General features: G+C 68.3%; 22 protein-coding genes and 1 tRNA gene. 10 read left to right on the forward strand and 13 right to left on the reverse strand.

The genetic code is table 11. The features are described 5' to 3' along the window. The first annotated feature begins 100 nt into the window (after positions 1-100). Entirely contained in the window at positions 101-898 is a 798-nt protein-coding gene (locus M8859_RS10865) for a helical backbone metal receptor (protein WP_249644166.1), read from the forward strand. Here the strand turns inward: M8859_RS10865 and M8859_RS10870 are convergent. The 3 genes from M8859_RS10870 to icmF all read right to left on the reverse strand — a co-directional run bounded on the left by M8859_RS10870 (position 883) and on the right by icmF (position 5,832). Beyond that, the gene (locus M8859_RS10870; RefSeq protein WP_195071598.1) at positions 883-1,290 is read right to left on the reverse strand and encodes a DUF3224 domain-containing protein; all 408 of its coding nucleotides are present in this window, start codon (positions 1,288-1,290) and stop codon (positions 883-885) included. The genes M8859_RS10865 and M8859_RS10870 overlap by 16 nt on opposite strands. 58 nt (positions 1,291-1,348) lie before the next feature. Further along, positions 1,349-2,419 (reverse strand): amidohydrolase family protein, encoded by a 1,071-nt coding sequence (locus M8859_RS10875; RefSeq protein WP_159930366.1) that lies wholly within the window; start codon positions 2,417-2,419, stop codon positions 1,349-1,351. Positions 2,420-2,613: 194 nt separating this feature from the next. Next, on the reverse strand, positions 2,614-5,832 hold the full coding sequence (gene icmF, locus M8859_RS10880; protein ID WP_249644167.1) for a fused isobutyryl-CoA mutase/GTPase IcmF: 3,219 nt from the start codon (positions 5,830-5,832) through the stop codon (positions 2,614-2,616). Between the two features lie 244 nt (positions 5,833-6,076). Between icmF and M8859_RS10885 the strand changes: the two genes are divergently transcribed. The 6 genes from M8859_RS10885 (at position 6,077) to M8859_RS10910 (ending at position 12,910) form a co-directional block, all read left to right on the forward strand. After that, on the forward strand, positions 6,077-7,060 hold the full coding sequence (locus M8859_RS10885) for a DUF2157 domain-containing protein (protein WP_159930364.1): 984 nt from the start codon (positions 6,077-6,079) through the stop codon (positions 7,058-7,060). 198 nt (positions 7,061-7,258) lie between these two features. Beyond that, entirely contained in the window at positions 7,259-8,758 is a 1,500-nt protein-coding gene (locus M8859_RS10890; protein WP_159930398.1) for a CoA-acylating methylmalonate-semialdehyde dehydrogenase, read from the forward strand. Between the two features lie 3 nt (positions 8,759-8,761). Further along, positions 8,762-9,901: an isobutyryl-CoA dehydrogenase gene (locus M8859_RS10895; RefSeq protein WP_159930363.1), complete on the forward strand. Its 1,140-nt coding sequence runs from the start codon at positions 8,762-8,764 to the stop codon at positions 9,899-9,901. Positions 9,902-10,121: 220 nt separating this feature from the next. Continuing rightward, the gene (locus M8859_RS10900; protein WP_249644168.1) at positions 10,122-11,186 is read left to right on the forward strand and encodes an enoyl-CoA hydratase/isomerase family protein; all 1,065 of its coding nucleotides are present in this window, start codon (positions 10,122-10,124) and stop codon (positions 11,184-11,186) included. Next, positions 11,186-12,079, forward strand: coding sequence for a 3-hydroxyisobutyrate dehydrogenase (gene mmsB / locus M8859_RS10905; protein WP_249644169.1), 894 nt, complete (start codon positions 11,186-11,188; stop codon positions 12,077-12,079). Before M8859_RS10900 ends, mmsB begins: the two co-directional genes overlap by 1 nt. 3 nt (positions 12,080-12,082) lie before the next feature. Then, positions 12,083-12,910: an enoyl-CoA hydratase gene (locus M8859_RS10910; RefSeq protein WP_159930675.1), complete on the forward strand. Its 828-nt coding sequence runs from the start codon at positions 12,083-12,085 to the stop codon at positions 12,908-12,910. Positions 12,911-12,959: 49 nt separating this feature from the next. Here M8859_RS10910 and M8859_RS10915 read toward each other — a convergent pair whose 3' ends face one another. Both M8859_RS10915 and M8859_RS10920 read right to left on the reverse strand, forming a co-directional pair. After that, the gene (locus M8859_RS10915; RefSeq protein ID WP_159930674.1) at positions 12,960-14,006 is read right to left on the reverse strand and encodes a DUF7159 family protein; all 1,047 of its coding nucleotides are present in this window, start codon (positions 14,004-14,006) and stop codon (positions 12,960-12,962) included. 125 nt (positions 14,007-14,131) lie between these two features. Next, positions 14,132-14,683 (reverse strand): MarR family winged helix-turn-helix transcriptional regulator, encoded by a 552-nt coding sequence (locus M8859_RS10920; protein ID WP_249644170.1) that lies wholly within the window; start codon positions 14,681-14,683, stop codon positions 14,132-14,134. Positions 14,684-14,796: 113 nt separating this feature from the next. On the opposite strand from M8859_RS10920, the gene M8859_RS10925 reads away from it, so the two are divergent. Beyond that, positions 14,797-14,868 (forward strand) — tRNA-Cys (locus tag M8859_RS10925). Between the two features lie 139 nt (positions 14,869-15,007). Here M8859_RS10925 and M8859_RS10930 read toward each other — a convergent pair. The 6 genes from M8859_RS10930 to M8859_RS10955 form a co-directional block, all read right to left on the reverse strand. Beyond that, positions 15,008-16,060 (reverse strand): ABC transporter ATP-binding protein, encoded by a 1,053-nt coding sequence (locus M8859_RS10930; protein WP_159930672.1) that lies wholly within the window; start codon positions 16,058-16,060, stop codon positions 15,008-15,010. Beyond that, complete coding sequence (locus M8859_RS10935) at positions 16,057-17,610, reverse strand: ABC transporter permease (RefSeq protein ID WP_159930671.1); 1,554 nt, start codon at positions 17,608-17,610, stop codon at positions 16,057-16,059. Before M8859_RS10935 ends, M8859_RS10930 begins: the two co-directional genes overlap by 4 nt. A 2-nt stretch (positions 17,611-17,612) precedes the next feature. Further along, positions 17,613-18,635, reverse strand: coding sequence for an iron ABC transporter substrate-binding protein (locus M8859_RS10940; RefSeq protein ID WP_159930670.1), 1,023 nt, complete (start codon positions 18,633-18,635; stop codon positions 17,613-17,615). Positions 18,636-18,741: 106 nt separating this feature from the next. Beyond that, positions 18,742-20,019 carry a purple acid phosphatase family protein gene (locus M8859_RS10945; protein WP_236565782.1) on the reverse strand — a complete coding sequence of 426 codons (1,278 nt, stop codon included), beginning with the start codon at positions 20,017-20,019 and terminating at the stop codon, positions 18,742-18,744. A gap of 148 nt (positions 20,020-20,167) precedes the next feature. Continuing rightward, positions 20,168-20,782 carry a nuclear transport factor 2 family protein gene (locus M8859_RS10950; protein ID WP_249644171.1) on the reverse strand — a complete coding sequence of 205 codons (615 nt, stop codon included), beginning with the start codon at positions 20,780-20,782 and terminating at the stop codon, positions 20,168-20,170. Between the two features lie 129 nt (positions 20,783-20,911). Beyond that, positions 20,912-21,313, reverse strand: coding sequence for a nuclear transport factor 2 family protein (locus M8859_RS10955; protein ID WP_159930669.1), 402 nt, complete (start codon positions 21,311-21,313; stop codon positions 20,912-20,914). A 149-nt stretch (positions 21,314-21,462) separates the two neighbouring features. Between M8859_RS10955 and M8859_RS10960 the strand changes: the two genes are divergently transcribed. Both M8859_RS10960 and M8859_RS10965 read left to right on the forward strand, forming a co-directional pair. Next, positions 21,463-21,837: a hypothetical protein gene (locus tag M8859_RS10960; protein ID WP_159930668.1), complete on the forward strand. Its 375-nt coding sequence runs from the start codon at positions 21,463-21,465 to the stop codon at positions 21,835-21,837. Positions 21,838-22,034: 197 nt separating this feature from the next. Further along, entirely contained in the window at positions 22,035-22,718 is a 684-nt protein-coding gene (locus M8859_RS10965) for a hypothetical protein (RefSeq protein WP_159930667.1), read from the forward strand. An 83-nt stretch (positions 22,719-22,801) separates the two neighbouring features. Here the strand turns inward: M8859_RS10965 and M8859_RS10970 are convergent, their stop codons facing one another. Both M8859_RS10970 and M8859_RS10975 read right to left on the reverse strand, forming a co-directional pair. Continuing rightward, positions 22,802-23,254, reverse strand: a complete 453-nt coding sequence (locus tag M8859_RS10970) for a hypothetical protein (RefSeq protein WP_159930666.1) — start codon at positions 23,252-23,254, stop codon at positions 22,802-22,804. Positions 23,255-24,423: 1,169 nt separating this feature from the next. Further along, positions 24,424-25,047 carry a L,D-transpeptidase family protein gene (locus M8859_RS10975; protein WP_249644172.1) on the reverse strand — a complete coding sequence of 208 codons (624 nt, stop codon included), beginning with the start codon at positions 25,045-25,047 and terminating at the stop codon, positions 24,424-24,426. Positions 25,048-25,582 lie beyond the last annotated feature (535 nt).

Below are 25,582 nucleotides of genomic sequence, written 5' to 3' on the forward strand. Positions count from 1 at the left end.
TGCGCCGAACTCGGCGGTGAACCGCCGACTGCCACACAGCCCCTCTTCGTGCTCGAAAAGGGCACCGAGCAGCGCGGATGTTCTGTTATAGGCTGACAGCGTGGCAGGGAATAGTCCGTGGGCCGGATTGCCTCGCGACGACCTCGCAACTCCCGTGGACGTGCGCACACCGCCGCGCCGGGTGGTGTCGCTCGTTCCGTCACTGACCGAGGCGGTGGCACTCACCTGTCCCGAGGTCCTGGTTGCCGCCACGCGATGGTGCACGCACCCGGCCGATTTGGCGGTCGAGCGGGTTCGCGGCACGAAGAACCCTGACGTGCGGCGCATCGTCGAACTCGCTCCCGACTTGGTGCTGTGCAACAAAGAGGAGAACCGCCGCATCGATGTCGAACGCCTGCGCGCGGCGGGGATCCCGGTGTGGGTCACCGAAATAGAGACGGTCGACGACGCCATCGCCTCGCTCGCCCGGCTCTGCGTGGAAGCGCTGGGTGTCGAGGTCCCGGCGTGGCTGGCCGAGGCCGAAACCGCCTGGAAGCCACCGCCACCGGCACCGCCTCGTGCCGCCGTGATCCCGATCTGGCGCAACCCGTGGATGGTCGTCGGGCGGGACACGTTCACCGGCGACATCGCCCATCGCCTGGGCCTGCGGCTGGTGCACGCCGATCGCCCCGATCGCTATCCGCGCGTCAGCGAGGAAGAGTTGACCGCGGGTGTCGAGTTGGCAGTGCTTCCCGACGAGCCGTACGTCTTCACCGAATCCGACGGGCCGGACGCGTTCGCGGGGATTCCGGTCGCGTTGGTGGAGGGTCGCGCTCTCACCTGGTACGGGCCGTCACTGGCGACCGCTCGCGGCACGCTCACCGCGCGACTGGCTCGCGCGGCTCAGCCGAGTTCGTAGTCGAACCAGATGCGGTGGGTGCCGTCGGCGTCCACGCTGAGCCCGCCGGTGCCCGTGATCCCCGCGAGGCCGCCGGTGCCGCTGCTGGGGACGATTGCGCAGAACTCGTTGGTCCGGTCGGAGCCGGTGGTGCTCGCGACATGCAGGAAGTTGAAGGCGCCCGAGACGCCGCCGAGGGCGCCATCGAACGACTCCATGGCCACGTAGCTGCCCACGCCGGTGGCCTGGTCGAACGCGGAGGTGAAGACCGTCGACGAGCGGCCCTCGATCCCGCCGTGGAACTGCTTGGCGATGATGGCGACGCCCACCGGTAGCGCGGTGGTGATCGTCGAATCGGGGGCCACTTCGGCCGGGACGAAGGAACTCACGGAGAAGGTGCCGGTCGCTTTCACGCGGCAGATCCTAGCCACGGGCACCGACATGATCGCCCGGCCCCGAAGTGGGACCGTCTCAGTCCGCGATCCGGTACACCCGCTGCGCGGTGGTGCGGAAGACCCGCTCGAGTTCCGCGCGCCCGCCGCCGTGGCCGGTGACAGCCGTCGCGATCGCCTCGATACTGTTCGCGATGCTGGTGACCGGCTTGTCCACGGGGAAATTCGAACCCCAGATGAGTCGGTCCGCGCCGAAGACTTCCAAGGCGTGCTCGACCAGTGGGCCGATCCGGTCGAGCAGCTGCGGCACGGGCGTCGAGGTGCCCCGCGGTGGAATCGGGTGGCCGAGGATCGGCATCATCAGCCCGCTCACCTTCGCGACCACGTTCGGGCGCGCGGCGAGTGCGGCGAGATCGTCGCGCCACCGCACCAACAGCTGCCTGCGCAGTCCGGGATTGGTGCCGGTGTGTTTGCCGACGCCGCCGAAGATCCCCGCGGGCGTGCCCAGGTGGTCCAGCACTATCGGCACCTCGGGATAGCGTTCGGCCAGCGCGGTGACGTCGGGAATGGCGTGCGAGTACACCCACGCTTCGAAGGACAGGCCGCGCTCGGCCAGGCGCGCGAATCCGTCGAGGAACTCCTTGGTGGTCAGTTTGCCGGGCGCGTCGGTGAACGACCGCACGCCGGGATCGGGATGGTGGGCGACCATGGTGCGGATGCCGCGCAGCAGCGGCGACGCGGCCGCGTGCGCGTCGAGCAACTCGGCGAACCCCGGGTCGGCCGGGTCGCCGCCTGCGAGGATCGCCCCGAGTCGTGGCGCCGTCTCCAGCGGCAGGCCTGCCACCCACGCGGTCTCCCCGGCCTTCCCGAGCGGGCCCGGCTGTGACCATTCGACCTCGATGTGCGCGACCACCTCGACCGGTGCGTTCCCCGCGTCGGCGCGGTAGTCGAACGGCAAGTAGGGCCGCAGGTAGGCGGCCGGATCACCGACGAACTGCCGGTCCCGCCGCGGTGCGAGGCGCTTCGCCGCGTCCACCGGCACCGGCAGCAGGCGGAACATCTTCGCCAGGACGCTGAAATCTCGCGGTGTGGTGAACGGATCCCACTGGTGGATGTGTGCGTCGATGATCCGAATGCCCGAGAGATCCATGTCTGCCGTCCCAACCGCGCCGAAGGTTTGCTCGGCGATTGTCACATGCCCGCGCGCGGTGGGCTCGAAAACACCCGGAGCGGGATCGCTCGGCGAGTTCGGCCCAATCCTCGGTCGCGGGCCCCTGCCCGCGAGCGCGAGCCGGGCCACCGGGCGACGCCGTATCGGGTGCTCGAAGATGCGCGAGCGACCGCTCACACATTGCGGCGGTACTGACCGCCGACGGTGAAGAACGTGTCGGTGATCTGCTGCAGCGTGCACACGCGGGCGGCGTCCATCAGGACCTCGAAGATGTTGTCGTCGGTGCGGGCGACCGCTTCGAGCCGGGCCAGGGCGGCATGGGCGGCATCGCGGTTGCGCTGCTGGAACTCGCGGACCCGCCGCAATTGGGACTGTTTCTCCGCTTCGGTGCCACGCGCCAGCTCCAGCACCCGCTGGGGTTCGTCGTGGGAGTTGCGGAAGGTGTTCACCCCGATGATCGGCAGCGAACCGTCGTGTTTGCGCTGCTCGTAGCGCATCGATTCGTCCTGGATCTTGCCGCGCTGGTAGCCGGTCTCCATCGCGCCGAGCACGCCGCCGCGTTCGCTGATCCGGTCGAACTCGGCCAGCACGGCCTCTTCGACCAGATCGGTGAGCTCGTCGACCAGGAAGCTGCCCTGGAGCGGATTCTCGTTCATCGCCACCCCCCACTCCCGGTTGATGATGAGCTGGATGGCCAGCGCGCGGCGCACCGAATCCTCGGTCGGGGTGGTGACCGCTTCGTCGTAGGCGTTGGTGTGCAGGCTGTTGCAGTTGTCGTAGATCGCGATCAGAGCTTGCAGCGTGGTGCGGATGTCGTTGAAGTTCATCTCTTGGGCGTGCAGCGACCGGCCGGAGGTCTGGATGTGGTACTTCAGCTTCTGCGACCGTTCGTTGGCGCCGTAGCGGTCGCGCATGGCGACCGCCCAGATACGGCGGGCCACCCGGCCGATCACCGAGTACTCCGGGTCCATTCCGTTGGAGAAGAAGAACGACAGGTTCGGCGCGAAGTCATCGATGTGCATGCCGCGCGCGAGATACGCCTCCACGTAGGTGAATCCATTGGCCAGGGTGAAGGCCAGCTGGCTGATCGGGTTCGCGCCCGCCTCGGCGATGTGGTAGCCGGAGATCGACACCGAGTAGAAATTGCGGACGCCGTTGCGCACGAACCATTCCTGGATGTCGGCCATCATGCGCAGACTGAATTCGGTGGAGAAGATGCAGGTGTTCTGGCCCTGATCCTCCTTGAGGATGTCGGCCTGCACCGTGCCGCGCACCGTGGCCAGCGTCCGGGCGCGCAACTCGGATGCCTCGGCGTCGGTGGGCGGCCGCCCCTGCTCCGCCGTGAAGCGGTCCAGCGCCTGATCGATGGCGGTGTTGAGGAAGTAGGCCAGGATGGTCGGCGCGGGGCCGTTGATGGTCATCGACACCGACGTGGTGGGCGCGGCGAGATCGAAACCGTCGTAGAGCACCTTCATGTCGTCGAGCGAGGCGATCGACACCCCGGACGTGCCGACCTTTCCGTAGATGTCGGGACGCTCGGCCGGATCGTGCCCGTAGAGCGTCACCGAATCGAACGCGGTGGACAGCCTTTTCGCGTCGGAATGCTCGCTGAGCACCTTGAACCGGCGGTTGGTGCGGAACGGATCGCCTTCGCCAGCGAACATCCGCGCCGGGTCCTCGTTGTCGCGTTTGAACGCGAACACGCCCGCCGTGAACGGGAATCGGCCGGGTAGGTTCTCGGCGCGCAGGAAGCGAAGCAGTTCACCGTGATCGGTGTAACGGGGCAGGGCGACGCGCGGAATCGAGTTGCCGGACAGCGTCTCCCGGCGCAGCGGAGTGTGGATCTCCCGATCGCGCACCCGTACTACCTGCTCGTCGCCGCGATAGGACTCGGCGAGCGCGGGCCACTCGGCCAGCAGCGCGGCGTTCGCGGGGGTCAGGTCGGCGCGGGCGCGTTCGGCCAGTTCGGCGACGGCGGTGTCGTGGGGTAGCTCGGCTGCCACTTGCTCCAGGCGTTGCAGCCGCCCCCCGGCGACGACTTGGGCGGCGGTCTCGGCGTGGTAGCCGCGCACCGTCTCGGCGATCTCGGCCAGGTAGCGCACCCGCGCGGGCGGTATGAGCTGGGCGAAGCGCGTGGACGTGCGGGTATCCACACGGGGCAGCGCGCCGGGCTCCAGTCGCAGGCCGTGGTCGGCGAGCAACCCGGTCAGGTGCTGGTAGAGCGCCGTCACCCCGTCGTCGTTGAACGTCGCCGCGCTGGTGCCGAAGACCGGCATGTCCTCCGGGGCGGCGTGGAACTCCTCCCGGTTGCGGATCAGCTGCCGGGCCACGTCGCGCAGCGCGTCCGCGGCGCCGCGGCGCTCGAACTTGTTGATCGCCACGACGTCCGCGTAGTCCAGCATGTCGATCTTCTCCAGCTGGGAGGCGGCGCCGAACTCGGGCGTCATCACGTACATCGACACGTCGACGTGGTCGGTCACCGCGGCGTCGCCCTGGCCGATGCCGGGTGTCTCCAGGATCACCAGGTCGTATCCGGCGGCCTTGCAGGCGGTCAGGATGAGGTCGATGTTGTCGGGCAGCTCCCGTCCACCGCGGGTGGCCAGCGAGCGGAAGAAGACGTGGTCGCCGTCGAGGACGTTCATCCGGATGCGGTCACCGAGCAGCGCGCCGCCCCCGCGGCGGCGGGTCGGGTCCACCGCGAGGATCGCGACCCGCGGCTTGTCCTGCTGGTCGGAACGCAGCCTGCGGACCAATTCGTCGGTGAGCGACGACTTTCCGGACCCGCCCGTACCGGTGATGCCGAGCACCGGCACGGTCCGCGCCGCCGCGGCGTCGGCCAGCTTCTGCCGGTCGGTCTCCGGCAGGGTGTTCGCTTGCAGGCAGGTGATGGCGCGAGCCAAGGCGGCGCGCTCGCCGGCGAGCACCGCGTCCGCCACCGGCGGCTCGGCCGCGAGGTCGATATCGCAGGCGCGGATCAGTTGGTTGATCATGCCCGGCAGGCCGAGTCGCTGTCCGTCCTCGGGGGAGAAGATGGTCACGCCGGATCCGGCCAGTCGCGCGATCTCCTCCGCGACGATCACGCCACCGCCGCCGCCGAAGATCCGCACGTGCCCGGCTCCGGCCTTCCGTAAGGCGTCCGCCAGGTATTCGAAGTACTCGACGTGGCCGCCCTGATAGGAGCTGACCGCGACACCCTGGACGTCCTCGGTGAGCACGGCGTCGACGACCTCGGTGACCGAGCGGTTGTGGCCTAGGTGGATCACTTCGGCGCCCTGGCTCTGCAGGATGCGGCGCATGATGTTGATCGCCGCGTCGTGCCCGTCGAACAGGGCCGCCGAGGTGACGAAGCGAACGGGATGAGTGGGTGCGTAGAGCGCGCTGCTGTCGGCCACGGGATTCCTCCGGGGATTCCATTGTCGCCCGATACTAGGACGTCAAACTAATCGTACGGTGACTGTGATCACATCGCCAGCAGCGCGGACGGCCGAGGCGCTTCGGCTGCCGGTCGTGCGACGTGCGCGCGCCTGCGTCGTATCGCCCGGCGGTAGCTCGAACATCCGACCGGCGTGCGGGTTCGCCCATTCGCGCCGAGGGCGATTGTGTTGTCCGGGCGGCCGACTCGGACATACTGGGCGCATGGCGAGCGACGACAGGACGAGGACCGCGGTAGGGCGGCTGGTCGCCGAGGGCGTGCTGACCCGGGACCAGGCCGATGCCGTGGTCGCGGCGCTCGCCGCCGAGCAGGCGGCGGCGGCCGCGCGCGGAAAGGTGCTCGCCGAGATCGCGGCCTACGTCGGCGCCGGCCTGTTGTTCGGAGGGATCTTCCTGGTGGCGGCCTCGTCCTGGGATGATCTCGGGCGGCCGGTCCGGGTGGGCGTGCTCGCCGTCGTGGCGGCGGGCCTGCTCCTGGGAGGCGTTCTGCTCACGGGGTTGTCGTCCAGCCGCGCGAGCGCGAACAGTGCGCGCGCCAGGCTGGCGGCCGTGCTCTTCGCGCTGGGCGCCGTCGCGCTCGCCGGGTCTGTCGGCACGGCGCTCGAGGGTGGACAATCCGACGCCGCCTGGGTTTTCGCGTGCGCGGCGGGAGCGGTGATCGCGGTACTCGGTTACCTCGCGCTGCCCTCGGTCGTGGGACTGCTCGTTTGTGCCTGCTTCGTGCCCGCGGCCGTCGCGGGGGTCCTGACCGAGCTGATCGGTCTCGATGACATCTGGGGTAGCGCGGCGGTGTTGTTGCTCGGTGCCGCGTGGTTCGCGTTGACGCGGATGGGCGCCGTGGTCGACATCCGGGTCGGATACCTGGTCGCGATCGTCACTTCGGTCGCCGCCGCGCAGAGTCTCGAGATCGATGGCCGGACCTCGGCCTACTCGACCACAGCGCTGGTGGCGCTGGTCTGCTTCGCGCTGTACGCGACCCAGCGGACGGCGGTGCTGGTTCTCGGGGGCGGTGCGGCCATCGCGCTGGCGGCAGGTCAGGCGGTCTCGGATTGGACCGACGACTCGCTCGGCGCGGCGGCGGTGGTCGTCGCGATCGGCGCGATCACGCTCGCTTCGGGCGCGTTCCGCCTCGCACGACCGCGGCGGGCAAAGGGCGACGATCCGGCTGTTCCGCTATCGAAGGCATAGCCCGCGAGCGACGTGGATTGCCGCGCGCGTCCGCCGAATGGGCGGGGGAACGGCTCGGCGTGTCGGACCAGGCGGGCCGTGGAGGCGTGGGATGAATCACATCACGCTCGCGGCTGTACGAATACTTGGACATCCAACTATAGGATGACCGCATACCGCTTCGGCGGTGTCCCCATCGGCTACGAGAACAGGACTGGCATGGTTCGCGAACTCACCCATTTCATCGGCGGACAGCATGTGCCGGGCAAGTCCGGCAACTTCGGCGACGTCTTCGATCCCAACCTCGGTCAGGTGCAGGCGCGGGTGCCGCTGGCGAGCAAATCCGAGGTCGAGGCGGTGATCGCGAACGCCGAGGCGGCGCAGCCGGTGTGGGCCGCGTTCAACCCGCAGAAGCGGGCGCGCGTACTGATGAAGTTCCTGACCCTGGTGCAGGACGAGATGGATTCGCTGGCCGCCCTGCTGTCCTCCGAGCACGGCAAGACCATCCCCGACGCGAAGGGTGACATCCAGCGCGGCCTGGAGGTCATCGAATTCGCCACCGGCATCCCGCACCTGCTCAAGGGCGAGTACACCGAGGGCGCGGGCACCGGCATCGACGTGTACTCGATGCGCCAGCCGCTCGGCGTGGTCGCGGGCATCACCCCGTTCAACTTTCCGGCCATGATCCCGCTGTGGAAGGCCGGTCCCGCGCTGGCCACCGGCAACGCGTTCGTGCTCAAGCCCTCCGAGCGCGACCCCTCGGTGCCGCTGCGGCTGGCCGAGCTGTTCCTCGAGGCGGGTCTGCCCGCCGGTGTGTTCAACGTGGTCAACGGCGACAAAGAAGCCGTCGACACACTGCTGCACGATCCGCGCGTCAAGGCCGTCGGCTTCGTCGGTTCGACGCCCATCGCGCAGTACATCTACGAGACCGCGACCGCCAACGGCAAGCGCGCCCAGTGCTTCGGCGGCGCGAAGAACCACGCGATCGTCATGCCGGACGCCGACCTCGACGACGTCGCCGACCAGCTGATCGGCGCGGGCTACGGTTCGGCCGGCGAGCGCTGCATGGCGATCTCGGTGGCCGTCCCGGTCGGCGAGGAGACCGCCGACCGCCTGGTGGCGAAGCTGACCGAGCGGGTGCACAAGCTCAACGTCGGCCGTTCCGACGACCCCGGCGCCGACTACGGGCCGCTGGTCGGCCAGGACGGCGTGAACCGGGTGAACAACTACGTCCAGATCGGCATCGATGAGGGGGCCGAGCTGGTGGTGGACGGCCGCGGCCTGGTCGTGGAAGGCGCAGAGGACGGCTACTTCGTCGGCGCGACGCTGTTCGACAAGGTGACGCCGCAGATGCGGATCTATCGCGAGGAGATCTTCGGCCCGGTGCTCAGCGTGGTGCGCGCCAAGGACTACGAAGAGGGTTTGCGGCTGGCCAACGAGCACGAGTACGGCAACGGCGTCGCGATCTTCACCCGCGACGGCGACACCGCCCGCGACTTCGCCGCGCGCGTGCAGGTCGGCATGGTCGGCATCAACGTGCCGATCCCGGTGCCGATCGCCTACTACACCTTCGGCGGCTGGAAGCGTTCCGGCTTCGGCGACCTGAACCAGCACGGCCCGGATTCCATCCGCTTCTACACCAAGACCAAGACGGTGACGCAGCGCTGGCCTTCCGGCCTGAAGGAGAGCAACGCCTTCGTCATCCCGACGATGGACTGAGCGATGTTCACACTCGACGATGACGAGAAGGCGATCCGCGACACCGCGCGCGGCTTCGCCGACGAATTCCTCGCCCCGAACGCGCTGGAATGGGACGAGCAGAAGCATTTCCCCGTGGACGTGCTGCGCAAGGCGGGCCCGCTCGGCCTCGGCGGCATCTACGTGCGCGAGGACGTGGGCGGTTCGGGGCTGCGCAGGCTCGACGCCGTGCGCATCTTCGAGCAACTGGCCACCGGCTGCCCGGCCATCGCCGCCTACATCTCCATCCACAACATGGCGACGTGGATGATCGACCGCTACGGCGACGACGACCAGCGCAACCGCTGGCTGCCGCGGCTGACCGCGATGGAACTGCTGTCCAGCTACGCGCTGACCGAGCCGGGTGTCGGCTCCGACGCGGCGGCATTGAGCACCAGGGCCGTTCGCGACGGCGACGACTACGTCTTCAACGGCGTCAAGCAGTTCATCTCCGGAGCCGGCGCCACCGATGTCTACGTCGTCATGGCGCGGACCGGTGACGCGGGGGCACGCGGGATCTCGGCGTTCATCGTGCCCGCCGACACGCCCGGCGTCTCCGTGGGGGCCAACGAGAAGAAGATGGGCTGGAACGCGCAACCGACCCGTCAGGTGATCTTCTCCGACGCGCGCATCCCGGCGGCCAACCGGCTCGGCGCGGAGGGCGACGGTTTCCGCATCGCGATGAACGGCCTCAACGGCGGCAGGCTCAACATCGCCGCGTGCTCGGTCGGCGGCGCGCAGGCGGCGCTGGACAAGACGGTGCCCTACCTCGCCGAGCGCAACGCGTTCGGCAAACCGCTGCTGCGCAATCAGGCGCTGCAATTCGAACTCGCCGATATGCGAACGGAATTGGAGGCCGCCCGCACGCTGCTGTGGCGCGCCGCGTCGGCGCTGGACGCCGACGCGCCGGACAAGGTGGAGCTGTGCGCGATGGCGAAGCGCTTCGCCACCGACGCGGGCTTCGAGGTGGCCAACAAGGCCCTGCAACTGCACGGCGGCTACGGCTACCTGTCGGAGTACGGCTTGGAGAAGATCGTCCGGGATCTGCGCGTGCACCAGATCCTCGAGGGCACCAACGAAATCATGCGGGTAGTCGTCGCCCGCGCACTGGTAGGAGCGGCATGAGCGGTCAGGCCTGGAGGCGGCAGCGCAGCGTGACCACGCAGGGCCCCGCTCGTGCCGCCGGAAGTTACGGCATGAGCGGTCAGGCCTGGAGGCGGCAGCGCAGCGTGACCACGCAGGGCCCCGCTCGTGCCGCCGGAAGTTACGGCATGAGCGGTCAGGCCCGGAGGCGGCAGCGCAGCGTGACCACGCAGGGCCCCGCTCGTGCGAGAAAGGACACAGCATGAGCGAACCAGAGATTTTGCTCGAACAGCGCGACGGGCTCGGCCTGATCACGCTGAACCGGCCCAAGGCCATCAACGCGCTGAATCACTCGATGGCCCTTGCCATCACCGACGCGCTGCGCACGTGGGCCGACGACGACGCGGTGCGCACCGTGGTCGTCACCGGCGCGGGTGAGCGCGGCCTGTGCGCGGGCGGCGACATCGTCGCCATTCACGCCGACGCGAAAAGCGGTGCCACCACCGCGGATTCGGCGACCGGACGGTTCTGGCGCGACGAGTACGTCCTCAACGCCCTGATCGGCCGCTACCCGAAGCCCTACGTGGTGATCATGGACGGCATCGTGATGGGCGGCGGCGTCGGGCTTTCCGGGCACGGCAGCCACCGCATCGTCACCGAGCGGTCGAGAATCGGCATGCCCGAGGTCGGCATCGGCTTCGTCCCGGACGTCGGCGGCACCTACCTGCTCGCCCGCACCCCGGGTGAGATCGGCACGCACGTGGCGCTGACCACCGCGCGCATGAACGCGGGGGACGCCATCGCGGCGGGCTTCGCGGACTACTTCGTCGCCTCCGATGATCTGCCCGCGCTGCTGGAGACGCTGCGCTCGGAGAGCGCCGACATCGCGATCGCCAAGTTCGCCACGGACGCACCGGAATCGGAGTTGGTGGCCGGGCAGGGCTGGATCGACGCCTGCTATCGCGCCGACTCCGTCGAGGAGATCGTGGCTCGGCTCCAGGCGCACGAAGCCGCGCGGGCACAGGCGGCGGCCGCCGAGATCCTGGCGAAATCGCCGGTCGCGTTGAAGGTCACGTTGCGCTCGCTGCGATCGGCGCGCACCGCGCCGAGCCTGGAGGCGGTGCTGAACGAGGAGTACCGGGTGTCCATCGCGGCGCTGGCCTCGCACGATCTGGTCGAGGGCATCCGCGCCCAAGTCATCGACAAGGACCGCGACCCGCGGTGGTCGCCCGCGACCCTGGAGGCGGTCACGGACGCGCAGGTGGACGCATACTTCGCCGAGTTGGGCGATCGAGAGCTGGGTCTGGTGACCCCGGAGGTGTCGTGATGAGCAAGCGAATCGGTTTCCTCGGCCTCGGCCACATGGGCGGGCCGATGGCGGCCAACCTGGTGCGGGCGGGCTACGAGGTGCTCGCCTTCGACCCGGTGCCCGCGGCGCGGGAGCAGGCCGAGCGGGACGGCGCGATCGTGGTCGGCTCGGCCACCGAGGCCGCCGCCGCCGACACCGTGATCACCATGCTGCCCAACGGCAAACTCGTCCTCGACGTGTACGCCGAGCTGCTCCCGGTCGCCGCGCCGGGCACGCTGTTCGTCGACTGCTCCACCATCGACGTGGCCGATGCCAAGGCCGCGGCCGAACGCGCCACCGCCGCGGGCCACCGTGCGCTGGACGCCCCGGTTTCCGGCGGCGTGGCGGGCGCGGCGGCGGGCACGCTGACCTTCATGGTCGGCGGCGCCGCCGAGGACTTCGCCGACGCGCTCGGAGTGCTCGAGGTGATGGGCGGCAAGGTCGTGCACTGCGGCGGCTCCGGTGTCGGGCAGGCGGCGAAGATCTGCAACAACATGCTGCTCGGCATCTCGATGATCGCGCTGTCGGAGTCGCTGGTGCTGGGTGAGAAGCTGGGGCTGAGTCATCAGTCGTTCTTCGACGTGGTCTCCACCGCCTCCGGCCAGAGCTGGGCGCTGACCAGCTATTGCCCGGTGCCCGGCCCGGTACCGGCCAGTCCCGCCAACAACGACTACCAGCCCGGTTTCGCAACGGCGCTGATGTCGAAAGACCTGGGTCTGGCCGCGAACGCACTGCGCGAGAACAACGTCGACGGGCAGCTCGGTCTGCTCGCCGCCGTGATCTACGACCGCTTCAACCAGACGGATGCCGGACGGGACTTCTCGGCTATCGTCACCGATATCCGTAACCGTTCCGACCAAGAGGGTGCATGAGGGATGAACGCATCGCAGAGCGATTCCGTGGGGGGCGACGGCCGGGCGACGGGCGGGCGTGAGTTCGAGACGATTCTGCTGGAACGCAAGGGCCGGGTCGGCTGGATCACGCTGAACCGCCCGAAGGCGCTGAACGCACTGAACGCACAGGTCCTCGATGACGTCATCGCCGCGCTCGACGAGCTCGAGCACGACGACGAGATCGGGGCCATCGTGATCACCGGCTCGGAGCGGGCTTTCGCGGCGGGCGCCGACATCAAGGAGATGCAGCCCAAGTCGTACATGGACATGTTCATGGACGACTTCTTCGCCCGCTGGGATCGGCTGGCGCAGTTCCGCAAGCCCACCATCGCCGCCGTCGCGGGCTACGCGCTGGGTGGCGGCTGTGAGCTGGCCATGATCTGTGACATCCTGATCGCGGCCGACACCGCGAAGTTCGGGCAGCCGGAAATCAAGCTGGGCGTCATCCCCGGCATCGGCGGCTCGCAGCGCCTGACCCGCGCGATCGGCAAGGCCAAGGCCATGGACCTGGTGCTCACCGGCCGCAACATGGATGCCGAGGAGGCCGAGCGGGCGGGGCTGGTCTCGCGCATCGTGCCCGCCGCGCAACTGCTCGACACCGCCCTCGAGGTGGCCGAGACCATCGCGTCGATGTCGCTGCCGGTCGCGATGATCGCCAAGGAGGCGGTGAACCGCTCGTTCGAGACGACCCTCGCCGAGGGCCTGCGATTCGAACGCCGGGTCTTCCACTCGCTGTTCGCGATCGAGGACCAGAAGGAAGGCATGAGCGCCTTCGTCGAGAAGCGTCCCGCGAAGTTCACCAACCGCTGACGTCGGTACCGCCCGGCCGATCCGTTCGGCCGGGCGCACCCGTCGCGGGTCAGCCGAAGGGCCCCGGTGTGGGCGCGACGATCTGCGCGGGCGTGGACACCCTGTCTCCTTCCGGCGGGGGTGCGTCCTTCTCCGTTGCGAGCAGGCCTGCGATGGTGGCTCCGAGCGCGACGGTGACCGCGGCCGCCGCGAAGAGCTTGCGCCGGTCGACGGTGACCGGGACCAGCGTGGCTCCGGCTCGCATCCGCGCCATCCGGACGTCGCCGCCCCGTCGTTCGGCGGCCAGCAGCAAGGCGCCGCGCGCGGAGACGAAGTCGGGTTCGGGGTCGTAGATGACCGGCAGGTCGATAAGTTCGGTGAGTTCGGCGCGAATATCGGGGTTTCGGGTGCAGCCGCCGAGCAGCACGAGAGCCTCCGGTCGCACGCCGGTCTCGTCGATAATCTGGCGCACGAACGACGCGGAGTGGTGGATGCCCGCCGCGCACAGCTCGGCCAGGTCGCTTCGGGTGACGACGGCCCGTTCTCCGGTGTCGTTGTCGATCGCGGTGACCACCCTGGCCTCGCTCAGTTCTTCCCGGTGCCGCCGAATGGCCTGCGTGTCGGCCAGTACGCCGTCGCGGGCCAGCCGCCATCGCAACAACGCGTCGTAGCCGTCGCCACCGAGTACTGTGCTGCGCTTGCTGGACAGGATCGTGTCGGTGCGGCAATCGGCATGGGTGATGGTCAGCCCCGAGCTGCCGAGGTCGTAGAGGATCACCGAGCCGCTGTCCGGAAGCCGGCCGGTGAAGCGCAGATAGCGCAGCTGGGCGAGCGGTTCGTCGACGATGGTCACGCCGCGTCCGCCCACGCCGGCGCGGATGGCGTCGGCGTGAAGCGGACAGCGGCAGGTCACCGCCGTTCCCGAGATCAGCTCGTCGCGCCGGTCGGCGGCGCCGTTCATCCGGTGGATCGCCTGGAAGACCGGTTCCTCGACACCACCGCCGGCTCGTCGCGGCACTTCGCAGCGATCGATCGGGGGTAGGTGTGGCTGATCGGAGTGTGTCAGCATCGCGTGGGCGCCGCCAGCGCCCGCCGATACCCCCAAGACCAGCACCATGGTTTACATGGTGGACCCTTTCCCCTCCGCTGCCAAGACGGCATGCCAGGCAATTCGCCGGTGGTGTGCCCGGAGGTCACCGCATGCTCCGCTCGATCGAGTATGCGACCGACCGGTACGTCGAATCACTCTGGGGCCGTTGCCGACCAGCGCGCTGTTCCCTCCGCCGTGTCGAAGTCGCCCGCTGCGTGTCGGAATTCGGCGAGCAATTGCAGGAGAGTATGCAGCCGTTCCGGCGCGAGCCCGGGCCGCGCGAAGACTTTCGCGTTGAGTTCCTCGGTCGCCTTCGCCACCAATTCCCGCCCGGCGTCGGTGATCTCGATCAGGGTGGCGCGCCGGTCGCTGGGATGCGGTACGCGCCCGACGAGCTGCGCCGCCTCCAGCCGATCCACGGTGTTGGTCACGCTGGTGGGGTGCACCTGCAACCGCGCGCTGGCCTTCGCCATCGGCAACGCCCCGGTCTTGCTGAAACTGAGCAGCCTGAGCAGTTCGTAGCGGGAGAAGGTCAATCCGGTGGGTTTGAGCGCCTCGTCCACCCGCGCCATCACGATCTGCTGCGCCCGCACCAGCGACGTCACCGCGGCCATGCCGTCGGCGACATCGCCCCAGCCGTGGCCGACCCACTGACGGTGGGCCTCCTCGATCGGGTCGTTCGGAAGCGGGCGTGGCCGAGACATGTCCCGATCATTCCATGTCGCCGCACGCGGACGGGGACATCCGACCAGGCTTCGGATCACGGTGAGCGTAACGCTGGGCAGGGCGAACCGCCGCGGGCACTATCTAGAGCGAGGCGGGCGTGGCTGAGTGGTTTAGGCAACGGTCTGCAAAGCCGTTTACGCGGGTTCAATTCCCGCCGCTCGCTCCGGATGTCCTCGGTGTTCGGCTCGGTACACGTCACCGCCGAGCCGAACACTTCGAGGCGTACTGTCCGGCCGGCGCGTGGTCTGATCCGAGCGGACGTGATGCCGCCAGGGATGCATCTGTGCCGACGGTGTCTTCGATCAGTCTTTCTTTGTCGGCTCGGCGTACGCCACTGCCGAGCCGAGCACTTCCAGGCGCACGCGCCGGCCGACGGCCGGGGCGTCGACGCTGGCCCGGCGCACGTGGACCGGGGTGGCGGCGCCGTCCAGATCGATCGACAGGATCACGTCGGCGCCGCGGAACTCGACGGCGCGGACCCGGCCGCTGTCCGGCTGTCCTTCCGAAACAGGCTGGGCCACGATCTGTTCCGGCCGCATCATGATGGTCACCGTCCCGGTCGGGGCATCGCGCTGCACCGGGATCCGCCCCAGCGCGCACTTGGCCACGCCGGCTTCGACCACCGCTTCCAGTAGTACGCAGTCGCCGAGGAATCGGGCGGTGAACAGGTCCTTCGGCGTGGCGTAGACCTCCTGGGGCTTTCCCACCTGGGTGAAGCGTCCCTCGCGCATCACCGCGACCTGCTCGGCGAAACTCAGCGCCTCCTCCTGGTCGTGGGTCACCAGGATGCTGGTCATGCCCGCTTCGCGCAGCGTCTCGGCCACGGCCTGCCTGGTCGTCGCGCGCAGGCCCGCGTCGAGCGCGCTGAACGGCTCGTCCAGCAGCATCACCGACGGCTTGCGCGCCAGCGCGCGGGCCAGGGCGACGCGCTGCTGCTGGCCGCCGGAGAGCTGATGCGGCCGCCGGTCGGCGTAGGACGCGTCGAGCGACACCATCTCCAGCAGTTCGTGCACCCGCCCGCGGCTGCGGCGGCGCGGGCCGGGCAGTCCGTAGGCGATGTTCTGGCCGACGGTCAGGTGCGGGAACAGCGCCCCGTCCTGGGCGACGTAGCCGACGTTGCGGCGCTGCGGCGGCACCGCGACGCGCTCGCCGACGACGGTCTGCGCTCCGATCGACACCGAACCCGCGTCCGGCGACTCGAATCCGGCGATCACCCGCAGCAGAGTGGTCTTGCCGCACCCGGACGCCCCGACCACGGCGGTCGCCGTGTGGTCCGGCACGTCGAGGGTGATCCCGTCGAGAACCCGGGTGTGGCCGAACGTCTTCGACACATCGGTGACGGCGACGCGACTCATATCCCGGCCGCCTTCCGCGAGTTGGTGAACAGCAGGTACGTGACCGGCACGGCGGTGACGATCATGATCAGGGCGTACGGTGCGGCGGCCGCGTAGTCCAATTCACCGGACAGGCCCCAGAACCGCATCGCCAGCGTGCGAGTGCCGTTGGGCGCCAGCAGCAGCGTCGCGGTGAGTTCGGTCGCCACGGCGACGAACACCAGCGCGGCGGCGGCGGCCGCGGCGGGCGCGGTCAGCCGCAGCGTGACGAGGAAGAACGTCGCCGGGCCCGACTTACCCAGCGACCGGGAAGCCTCCTCCAGACCGACCGGCACCTGGGCGAGCCCGGCGCGCACACCGACCAGCGCGCGGGGAAGGAACAACAGCAGATAGGCGGCGATCACCATGCCCACCGTCTGATAGAGCGCGGGCGTCCATCGGATGGTCACGGTCACCATGGCCAGTGCGATCACGATGCCGGGCAACGAACTGGTGATGTAGTTGGCGCCCTCGACCAGCCGGGCGAACGTCGAGGTGGAGCGCACCGCGATCCACGCGACCGGGAACGCGCACAGGGTGGTGAGCAGCGCGGCGACGGCCGCGAGGCCGACCGTCTGCCCGAGCGCGTCGCCGAGGTCGGTGAGATCCCACACCGCCGCTCCGCCGATGCGCAACCAGCGCCCGATGGTCCACAGCGGCACGCCGAGGGCGCCCGCCGTCACGGCGACGAGCGCGACCAGCACCGGCAACGTGCCGAGCCCCAATCGGATCCGGGGGGCGGCGCGCGGCGCACCGCCGCCGATCCGGGCGTAGCGGGCCCGGCCGCGCAGCCCGGCCTCGGCCCCGAGTAGTGCCAGGCAGCACAGCACGAGCACACCGGCGAGCATGCTGCCCGCCGGACCGGCGAAGCTGGACTGGTACTGCTCGAAGATGGCCGTGGTGAACGTGTCGAACCGGATCATCACGAAGGCGCCGTACTCGGCGAGCAGATGCAGCGCGATGAGCAACCCGCCACCGAGGACGGCCAAGCGCAACTGCGGCAGCACGACCCGCGCGAACACCGCGACCGGCCCCGAGCCCAGCGCTCGCGCCGACTCCTCCACCGCCGGGTCCAAGCGGCGCAGCGTGGCGGCCGCGGGCAGGTAGGCCAGCGGGAAGTAGGACATCGTGGAGATCACCACGCCGGCCCACAGGCCGTGCATGGTCGGGAAGACGCTGACCCAGGCGTAGCTGTTGACGAAGGCGGGCACCGCGAGCGGCGCCGCGAAAACCGGCCCCCACCACGACTTCCCCGGAACGTCGGTGCGCTCGACCACCCAGGCCAGCCCGACCCCGAGCGCCACACAGGCCGGTACAGTGCACACCACCAGGGCCGCCGTATTGCCCAGCAACTCACCGACTCTCGGCCGGAACACCAGCTCGGCCGCCTGATCGAGGCCGGTGGACCAGACCGTCGAAACGATGTATCCCAGCGGCACGAACGTCGCCGCCACCAGCAACAGCGCGATCCCCGTGACCACCGGCCCTGGCCTGCCGATCCGGGGCGCGGCGACAACGGTCCGGAGTGTCACGGTTACAGCAGACCCGCTTCGGTCATCAGCGCCGAGACCTTCTTCGAATCGAGCTTCGACGGATCGATCGCGGGAGCCTGCAACTCGGCCAGCGGCGGCAGAGCCGGGTTCGCGGCCACGCCGCCGGCGACGGGGTATTCCATCGACGTGCCGTCGCGCAGCACCTCTTGCCCGGCCTTGCCCACGATGAACGCCAGGAACCTCTGCGCCGCCTCCTGCTTCTTGCTCGCCTTCAGCACGCCGCCGCCGGAGACGCTGACGAACGCCCCGGGGTCCTGGTTCTTGAAGTAGTGCAAGGCGGTATCGGCGCTGCTCTCCTTCGTCTTCGCCTGGTCGCGGTACCAGTAGTAGTGGTAGATGACGCCGCCGTCCGGGCCGCCGGAGTTGACCGCCTTCATGGTGGCGACATTGTTCGGGAAGGGTGTCGCGTTCTCCTTCATGCCCTTCAGCCAGGCACGAGTGACGTCCTCACCCTTCTGCGCGAGCAGAGCGGCCACGATCGCCTGGAAGTCGGCGCCGGACACGCCCGCGCCCCAGCGGCCCTTCCACTGCGGTTGTGCCAGATCGAGCAGCGAGGCAGGCAGCTGTCCGGGCTGGACCTTGTTCTTGTTGTAGACGAAAACCGTTGAGCGCGCCGCCACGCCGGTCCACTTGCCGGTGGACGGGCGGAACTGCGCGGGCACCTGGTCCAGGGTCTTCGCGTCCACGTCGGCGAACAGGCCCGCGTTCTCCACCAGCGCCATGGCGGGCGAGTTCTCGGTGAGGAAGACGTCGGCGGGGGACGCCGCGCCCTCGGCCACCAGTTGATTGCCCAGTGCCGTGTCGCCGCCCTGGCGCAAGGTCACCTTGATGCCGGTTTCCTTGGTGAACGCGTCGGCCCACTCCTTGGTGAGCGATTCGTGCTGCGCGTTGTAGACGGTGATCTCGTTCGCGTCGCCGGAGGAATCGGAGCAAGCCGTGAGGCCGAGGGCTGTCAGCATGAGGGCCGATGCGGCGGCAATCGTCTTCCATCTGACCGACTTCATTCTCGTCCTTCCGACCGCGTCCCTCGTGCATGCTGAGGCTTGCCTAAGGAAGATACCGCGTCTTACGTGCGCAAACGTTCCCGGATGTGGCGAAGTCTCCCGCCCGCTACGCCAGTCCCGAGAAATCGCGCAGCACAACGTGATTGCGGTCGGCGCAGGTGCCAAGCGTGTAATCCGGGAGCAGCCCGAAGTACTCACCGCGGGTGAGCGCGCTCCAGCGCCGCGCTTCCTCGGTGCGCGTCTTGTAGAAATTGACCATGTAGCCGCCTTCGTAGAGGCGCAGCAGGCTGTAGCCGCCCGGATACTCCTTGACCGCGGCGACTTCGAGGAACTCCACCGCGCACGGCGCGTCCGGCCTGGTGCGGCGGTTGCGGTGGGTGTGGCCGCTGTGGTGCAGGAAGACGCCCGGGCACCGGGCGTAGAGCGCCTGCAACTCGTCGCTGTCGCGTCGATCGAGCACGAATCCCGGCCCGGCGAGGTTGGTCAGTCCGGACTCGGCGGTGACCGGGTGATGGCCGAACAGCAGCGTCGGCCGGTCCGGGTCGGCGCGCAGGCGTTCGGCGAGGCGATCGAACTGGGGCCGTTCGATGGACCCGCCCGCCCCGTCGAGCATGCTGGTGTCCAGTCCGAGTATCCGCAGTCCACCGACCTCGTGTTCGACCAGTTGCTGCCGTGCGGAGAAGACGTCGGCCCAGCAGTCGCGGTGGTCGGTGGGCGCGGGCGTGCAACCGGCGTATTCGGCGCCGACGTGCGGCCGGTCGTGGTTGCCGCGCACGGCCAGGTAGTCCCGCCCGAGCGCTCCCCACGCGTCGAGGCGGGCCCGCACGGAGCGGGTGTCGTGCTCGGAGGCTTCGGCGGTCAGGTCGCCCGCGAGCAGCAGTCGTTCGGCTCCGCGGTCCGGGCGGCGTAGATCCTCCAGTACCGCGGCCAGCATCACCTCGGGATAGGGAGCGAGCCCGGGGCCCTGGCGGAAGCCGGGCGGCAGCTCGCCGACGAGCAGCCCGCTGACCTGCTCGCCGTAGTGCACGTCGTTGGCCAGTGCCAGGGTGCGCAGCCTGCGGCCGGGTGGGGGCACCAGTGTGGTGAACTCGCCGCGCGCTTCCGGCGCGGCGGGGTCGGCCGTGGTGAGCGAAAGCGCGGGCGCGGCGCGCAGGCCCGCCGACCAGGCTTCGAAACGGTAGGCGCGGCCCGGTTCGAGCCCGTCGATCTCGGCATGGTGGAACGGTGTGCGGCGATCGTCGGCGAAGACCGGCGCCGGGGTGCGCGGTGAGTCGGCGGGACCGATCCGCACGTGGGTGTCGGCATCGACGGGGATCAGCCGGCCGTCCGCGCCGGGCGCGAGCGTGGTCCACGTGAGGATCACCGAGGTGTCGGTGATCGTCACCACTTCCAGATCCGTGGCGATCGCTGAATTCGACTGTGCCCGAGCATTTTTCGTGCGACCGGCGAAGGGGAGCAGTGCGGCGAGGCCCAGTGCTCCGAGAACGGTTCTGCGGTTGGGTCCGCAGCAAGTCATGCGTGCGTGCATTCGATCAGCGCGTGCCCTCCGCGGAGCAGACCTTCCACTTGCCGTCTTCCTTCTTCAGGTGCTCGGTCGTGCTGGTTTCGGTATCGGGCTGCTCGCCGGGCACCGCGACGGCGAGCTTGCCGGTTACCTTCGCGGTCGCGGTGTCCCCGGAGACGACGATGTCCTCGATCCTATCGATGGACACCGCAACCGAGGTGCTGTCGATCTCCATCTTCTCGCTCTCGGTCATCGCCTCGAACGCGGCGCGTTCGTGCGTACACGCCAGCTCGGCCGCCGCTCGGAAGCCACGCGAGTCCAGGGTCTCGTAGAAGTCGCGGATCGCCAGCTCGACCCGTTTCTCGTTCGAGGCGAGCGGACCTTTGCCCTGCGAGGTCAACAACACACCCGCGATCACCGCGCCCGTGATCACCAGCACGACTATCACCACCAAGCCTGCGATCAATCCGGTGTTGCTCTTCTTCGGCGGTGGCGGGGGATAACCCCAGGGCGGGTAGCCCGGTGGCGGCTGACCCGGGCCGGGTGGAGGCACCCCCGGTCCGGGTGGTCCGTACCCAGGCGACGGCTGTTGCGGGTAGTGCGGTCGATCGTCCGGCGGTTGCCCGCCCGGCGGATACGCCATGTCGTCCTCCGGTCTACCCCCGGTGCCAGGATCGTTACGGCAAAGGCGTGCCCGGGCGACCGGAAACCAAACCGGCCGGACCGTTCGCAAGGTCGCCGCGACCTGGTGGCGGACGGCCGGGTCCCGTGGTCAGGCGTTCAACGCGGCGTGCCAGCGTGCGGTGTCGGTGTACTGGTGCAGTCGCGTGATGCGGCCTTCGTCGTCGACCTGCCACAGGTGCACGAACTCGGCCTCGTACTCGCGGCCGGTGGCGCGGGCCGTGCCGCGATAGTGACCCGTCACCACGACGGTGCCGTCCGTTGTCTCCTGCCACGTCTCGTCGTACGGCGCGGTGTCGAAATCCCGGTCGACCGCGCCCCAGACCCGCGTCATCGTCGCGAGCGGCCCGTGGAAGGCTCCGCCCGCCCCGCACGGCATGCCTGGGGCGGTTCGCGCTTCGAACTCCGGATGCAGCAGGGCAAGGATCGCCGGTCCGTCACCGGTCTGTGTCGCGGCGTAGAAACCCTTGACAACTTCGAACTTCGCCGACATTTCCGACTCCTTCTAATATGATCATTCTAGAACATTCATATTAGATCGCCGCGAGCGCGGGCGACAGGCTCAGGTGGCCTTGGTCATATGCCCGATTCGAGACCCGGGTTGCCTGGTGCTCGCCGCACACCTCTGGCTAATATTCGAACATGGGTTCGACTAGCGATGAAACGCCGCGAACCGAAGGCACGGAACCGGAGCTGGTCTACCCGAGCAGGACCGGCCACTACTACCGGACCCTGACCTACCCGCCGCGGCCGGTCTGGGTGCGGCTGGACGCGATCCTGGTCCGTGACCCGGGGATCCCGCGGCACGTGAACGGCGCCGGTGTCATCATGCGCGGCGAGCGCCCCGGAACCCTGACGCACTGGCTGCCCACCGTCGACGGGGACTGGATCGGCCGGGTGACCTACAGCATCCAGTTCGCCGACGGCCGTCCGGATCTGCACGTGCGCGACCAGTTGGTCCCGGCCTACGCGCTGCGCCCGCGTCGCACCGGACAATCCGGACCGGATTCCATCTGATCGGCTGCGCGAGAATGCGATGTGAACGGGGCCGGGTTCATTGCCATGGATTTGCCTGTCGCGCCTGTTTTCGTGAGACCGCTGTGAGTGCCCTACTCGCCCCGGTTTGCCGGAACGGAATCCCCGGCCGGAATGGGTCGTCCGGCCGGTCGCCGATCCAGTTGTCGCAGTAAGGGGCCGGTGATACGTTGCCCGGCATGGGATTTCAGTTGCCGCATCCCGAGGTGCTGTGGGCACGTGTGACCGTCTTGGACGTGATCACCTTCGCCACGCACACCGATGGGGTCGCGGGCGGACAGGAGATCGGGCAGACGGCCGCAGTGGAGGGCGGCCGGCTGATCAGCGACGACGGCGAGGGCAATTGGTACTCGCTGGTCAGATATCCCGGCGAGCGCGCGCTGCTATTCGGGAGGGACGAGGACAACGAGGTCACCGGGACCTCCTACGATCCGCTGGCCGCGGCCCCCGCATGGGTGCGCTCGGTGGAACCGACCGCGAAGCTGCCCGGCGGCGTGCAAGGCCCGGTCAGCTTCGTGCGCTGGTGGGAATTCGGCCGCTGGCAGCACACGCCGACCGACCTGGACGACGGCTTGGAGCTGAGCCTCAGCGCCGCCTCCGACCGGGAGAGCTTCACCGGCAGCGTCATGAGCGCCGCCATCCACGCGAAGTGGGTGGAGATGGACTACGAGGCGGGCAAACTGACCGCGCTCACCGTCGACCCGACTGCCCTGCACGCGCTGTGCGATGCCACCGAGAACGGCACCGTGACCAAAACCCACTTCTACTTCCTCCCGCCGGGCCTCACCGCCCCTGTCTTCACGTATCTCGCCGACGCAGGCGTCCTGACCGCCACCGACAAACCCACCGAACCCCTGCCGTAACCGCCGAGACGCCATACCCCGCCATTCGAGCGAAAGGGGCTCCCATTCTGGGAGCCCTTCTTGCGGGTGGTCCGCGCCGGTCCTCACCCGCCGCCCGGCTCGGTCGAGACTTTCTCGTGGATGGCGATCGTACGAAGCAACCGCGTCCGGTAGGTGAGCTCGAGGATCACCATCCTCCTGTCATCGAGCATTTCTCGATACGAAATCGTACCTTCAGGGGGTATATGTGGATTGACGTCCACGTCTTCCCGGGAGAATGCGAAAGAACCGGCTAAGTCGGCTTGGGTGAGTCGAACCTCTTTTCTGGGAATGAGAGTCAAGAGCGCGGCGACATCAACCGCGGACGCCCCGGTGACGCGGAGCGACACGGTGGAGAACGGTCCGGCGTCAGGGCGTCCTTCGAATTCGCGAACGTGAGTATTCGTGCTGTCGACTTCGCGTAGCGATACCGCGAATATCTCCGATACCGTCTCCGGAGTGATATCGGAAGAGGCCACCCTTTCGATGAGAAAACGAATCCGGCTGATCGAGAACATGTCGTCGTCGATGACGATCCTCCTTTATGATCTGCGGGTTGCGTGCCACAATGCCTCTTGTTCCGCCAGTGCCTGCCGTGGACTCATGAACCCGTGATCCAGCATCATTCGAAATCGGGAATGCAAATACTGTCCGACGAATTCGTCTTCGAAATATCGCCTCCAGAATGTTCCGTATTCTTCCCTGGTCGTACTCATGATCTCCCTCTCGAAACCCAGAGCCATGAGGTCGATGGTCTCGTCCTCGGAGACACCGTTGAGGTGCATATCGTACATATACTCGTAGAGTCCACCTTGCCGGCCCGGCACGGCTATCCGAGGATGATCCGGGTGATTCTGCGATATTTCTCGCAACCCGCCGACGGCAGTGAATTGGGCACGACCTTCGTCTCGTAGGCGCAAGTGCTTGTTGTCGTCTATCCACCGGAGGGGTGAGGTCTGGTCGTCATAGGGCACCGTTTGTGGCCGTGGGCCATGGGCATGCCCCAGCTCGTGAGCGAGGGTCGCGGTTGTCGTCTCTGCCTTGCCCTTGTAGTGGTGATTTATAGTGATGACTCTATTGGTTCTATCCGTATAACTTCCTTTTTCTCCGGGTGGGCCGTGACGTATCTGCCATCCCTTTCGCTGGATGTCGTCGAGTTTCGGGACGAGTATCGAGGGGGAGGCCGCTACCAGTTCATCGACCTCCGGACCCAAGCCGGTGTCGGGACGAGGGCCGCGCGGAGTATTCGTACCGCTGCCCGAAGAGTCCGATCCGGCATTCGAAGCGCCCGGCGCCGCAGCCGAGGGCGTGGAGCGTCGTATGACATCGGAATACTCGCGGTCTGCTTGCAGCTTCTCGATATTCCCGGTACGGAGGTGACCGGCCACCCGCCTCTCAGGAAGCGAAGCGGCGGTCGCCGTCCGTCCGATGAGCTCTGTGAGCTGTTCGGTGACTTCTTCGGTTATACGGCGACGCGGACTCACTTACCCTCTCGAGCGTCGAGCGAGCAAAACCATCGTGTTCGAAACCGGGTGCCGGTCACACGCGAACAGCAACAATCGCATCGGCGCTCGCGGGCACCGTGAACCGAGACTGCGGCACTCCCACCCGAGCAAGTGTCGGCCATGCCGGGTACGACTGCCCGCCCTTGTTCCCCATACCGGGAAGTGTTCCGGCTCAGCTGGATTCAGCTCGCGTAGATGCCGATGACCGGTTTCCTCGATGGTTCGAGGGTGGCCAGCAACGTCCGCATGATCTCGTCGCTCACCGCGACACAGCCCGCGGTCGGCCTGCCGACCTCGACGTGGACGAAGAAGGCCGAGCCTTGATTCGGCACCACAGGAAACCGGTTGTAGTCGATGACCAGCGCATAGTTGTACTGCGGATCGGTTCGCCCGAGATTCTCGCTGCGGGTGGTATCGAACGGGCATTCGCCTTCGGTGCACTGGAATTTCTGGTTGTAGAGCGGGCTTTCGGTGTCGGAGACCCACCACCAGGTATTGGACGCATCCACCGACAGATAGGGAAGCTGCGCGCCCACGCCGGGCAAGCGGCCGAAACCTTCGGTCAACGCGAAGGTCCCCTCCGGCGTGTACGCGGCGCCTTCTCTGGCCTCCCGTGAGATCCCGGCCGCCCCGACCCAGGCCGGTACCGCCAAGGTGCGCCCCCAGCGCCGAAATCGATCCCGCTGCCACAGTTCCAACGTCCCACGGTCCGCGCCCGCCGCCGCCCTCACCCAGACGACTTGAGTCCCCGGAACCGAGCCCGGATCGAACGGTGGCCGATCCCCGGTGATCTCGGGCAGCAACATGATCCCGAGTACCGCGACGACGGTGGCGAGAACCCCTGCCGTGGCCCATCGCCGTACCGTCCCACGTCGAGCCCCGCCATCAGCCAAAACTGTTCACGCTCCCGTGCTCAGGAAGTAGGCGTATGCCCGCTGCGGTACCGGCCGCGCCGGTGTCGGGACGCAGTGTGCCACGCGGTGGATATCGTATGCGCTGGCGGATGCCGGGTGTCCGAGGTTCGCAGTAGGGGTTCGATCAGCGGCAATCGCAAGGAATTCGAACCGGATACGTAGGCGAGTGGTACATGGCTGAGGCAAGCGTGAGGTAGCCCGCTCGAGGTGTGCCACTCGCCATTTGTCGTCGTCGGGCTACGGCTTCCCAGTATTGAGCCCTCACCGCGAGTGGACCGTCGAACGGAGCTGGTGCATGGTGGGGTGGCATGTGCGATGCTGCCGGGTGTCTCGACCCTCCCGGCTGCTGAGGTCGGTGGGGTCTTGGCATGACGACAGGACGCAGAATCAACGGGGAGTGAGATGCAGTCCAGGACTCTATGGTTAG

Source organism: Nocardia sputi (assembly GCF_023501985.1).

Coding starts and splice junctions, on each gene's coding strand:
- M8859_RS10960 (WP_159930668.1), top strand. CDS start 21,463: ATGGGTTCGACTAGCGATGAAACGCCGCGAACCGAAGGCACGGAACCG.
- mmsB (WP_249644169.1), top strand. CDS start 11,186: ATGAGCAAGCGAATCGGTTTCCTCGGCCTCGGCCACATGGGCGGGCCG.
- M8859_RS10950 (WP_249644171.1), bottom strand. CDS start 20,782: ATGGCGTATCCGCCGGGCGGGCAACCGCCGGACGATCGACCGCACTAC.
- M8859_RS10955 (WP_159930669.1), bottom strand. CDS start 21,313: ATGTCGGCGAAGTTCGAAGTTGTCAAGGGTTTCTACGCCGCGACACAG.
- M8859_RS10970 (WP_159930666.1), bottom strand. CDS start 23,254: ATGTTCTCGATCAGCCGGATTCGTTTTCTCATCGAAAGGGTGGCCTCT.
- M8859_RS10900 (WP_249644168.1), top strand. CDS start 10,122: ATGAGCGAACCAGAGATTTTGCTCGAACAGCGCGACGGGCTCGGCCTG.
- M8859_RS10940 (WP_159930670.1), bottom strand. CDS start 18,635: ATGAAGTCGGTCAGATGGAAGACGATTGCCGCCGCATCGGCCCTCATG.
- M8859_RS10915 (WP_159930674.1), bottom strand. CDS start 14,006: ATGGTGCTGGTCTTGGGGGTATCGGCGGGCGCTGGCGGCGCCCACGCG.
- M8859_RS10875 (WP_159930366.1), bottom strand. CDS start 2,419: ATGGATCTCTCGGGCATTCGGATCATCGACGCACACATCCACCAGTGG.
- M8859_RS10975 (WP_249644172.1), bottom strand. CDS start 25,047: ATGTTGCTGCCCGAGATCACCGGGGATCGGCCACCGTTCGATCCGGGC.
- M8859_RS10910 (WP_159930675.1), top strand. CDS start 12,083: ATGAACGCATCGCAGAGCGATTCCGTGGGGGGCGACGGCCGGGCGACG.
- M8859_RS10930 (WP_159930672.1), bottom strand. CDS start 16,060: ATGAGTCGCGTCGCCGTCACCGATGTGTCGAAGACGTTCGGCCACACC.
- M8859_RS10885 (WP_159930364.1), top strand. CDS start 6,077: ATGGCGAGCGACGACAGGACGAGGACCGCGGTAGGGCGGCTGGTCGCC.
- M8859_RS10895 (WP_159930363.1), top strand. CDS start 8,762: ATGTTCACACTCGACGATGACGAGAAGGCGATCCGCGACACCGCGCGC.
- M8859_RS10890 (WP_159930398.1), top strand. CDS start 7,259: ATGGTTCGCGAACTCACCCATTTCATCGGCGGACAGCATGTGCCGGGC.
- M8859_RS10965 (WP_159930667.1), top strand. CDS start 22,035: ATGGGATTTCAGTTGCCGCATCCCGAGGTGCTGTGGGCACGTGTGACC.
- M8859_RS10920 (WP_249644170.1), bottom strand. CDS start 14,683: ATGTCTCGGCCACGCCCGCTTCCGAACGACCCGATCGAGGAGGCCCAC.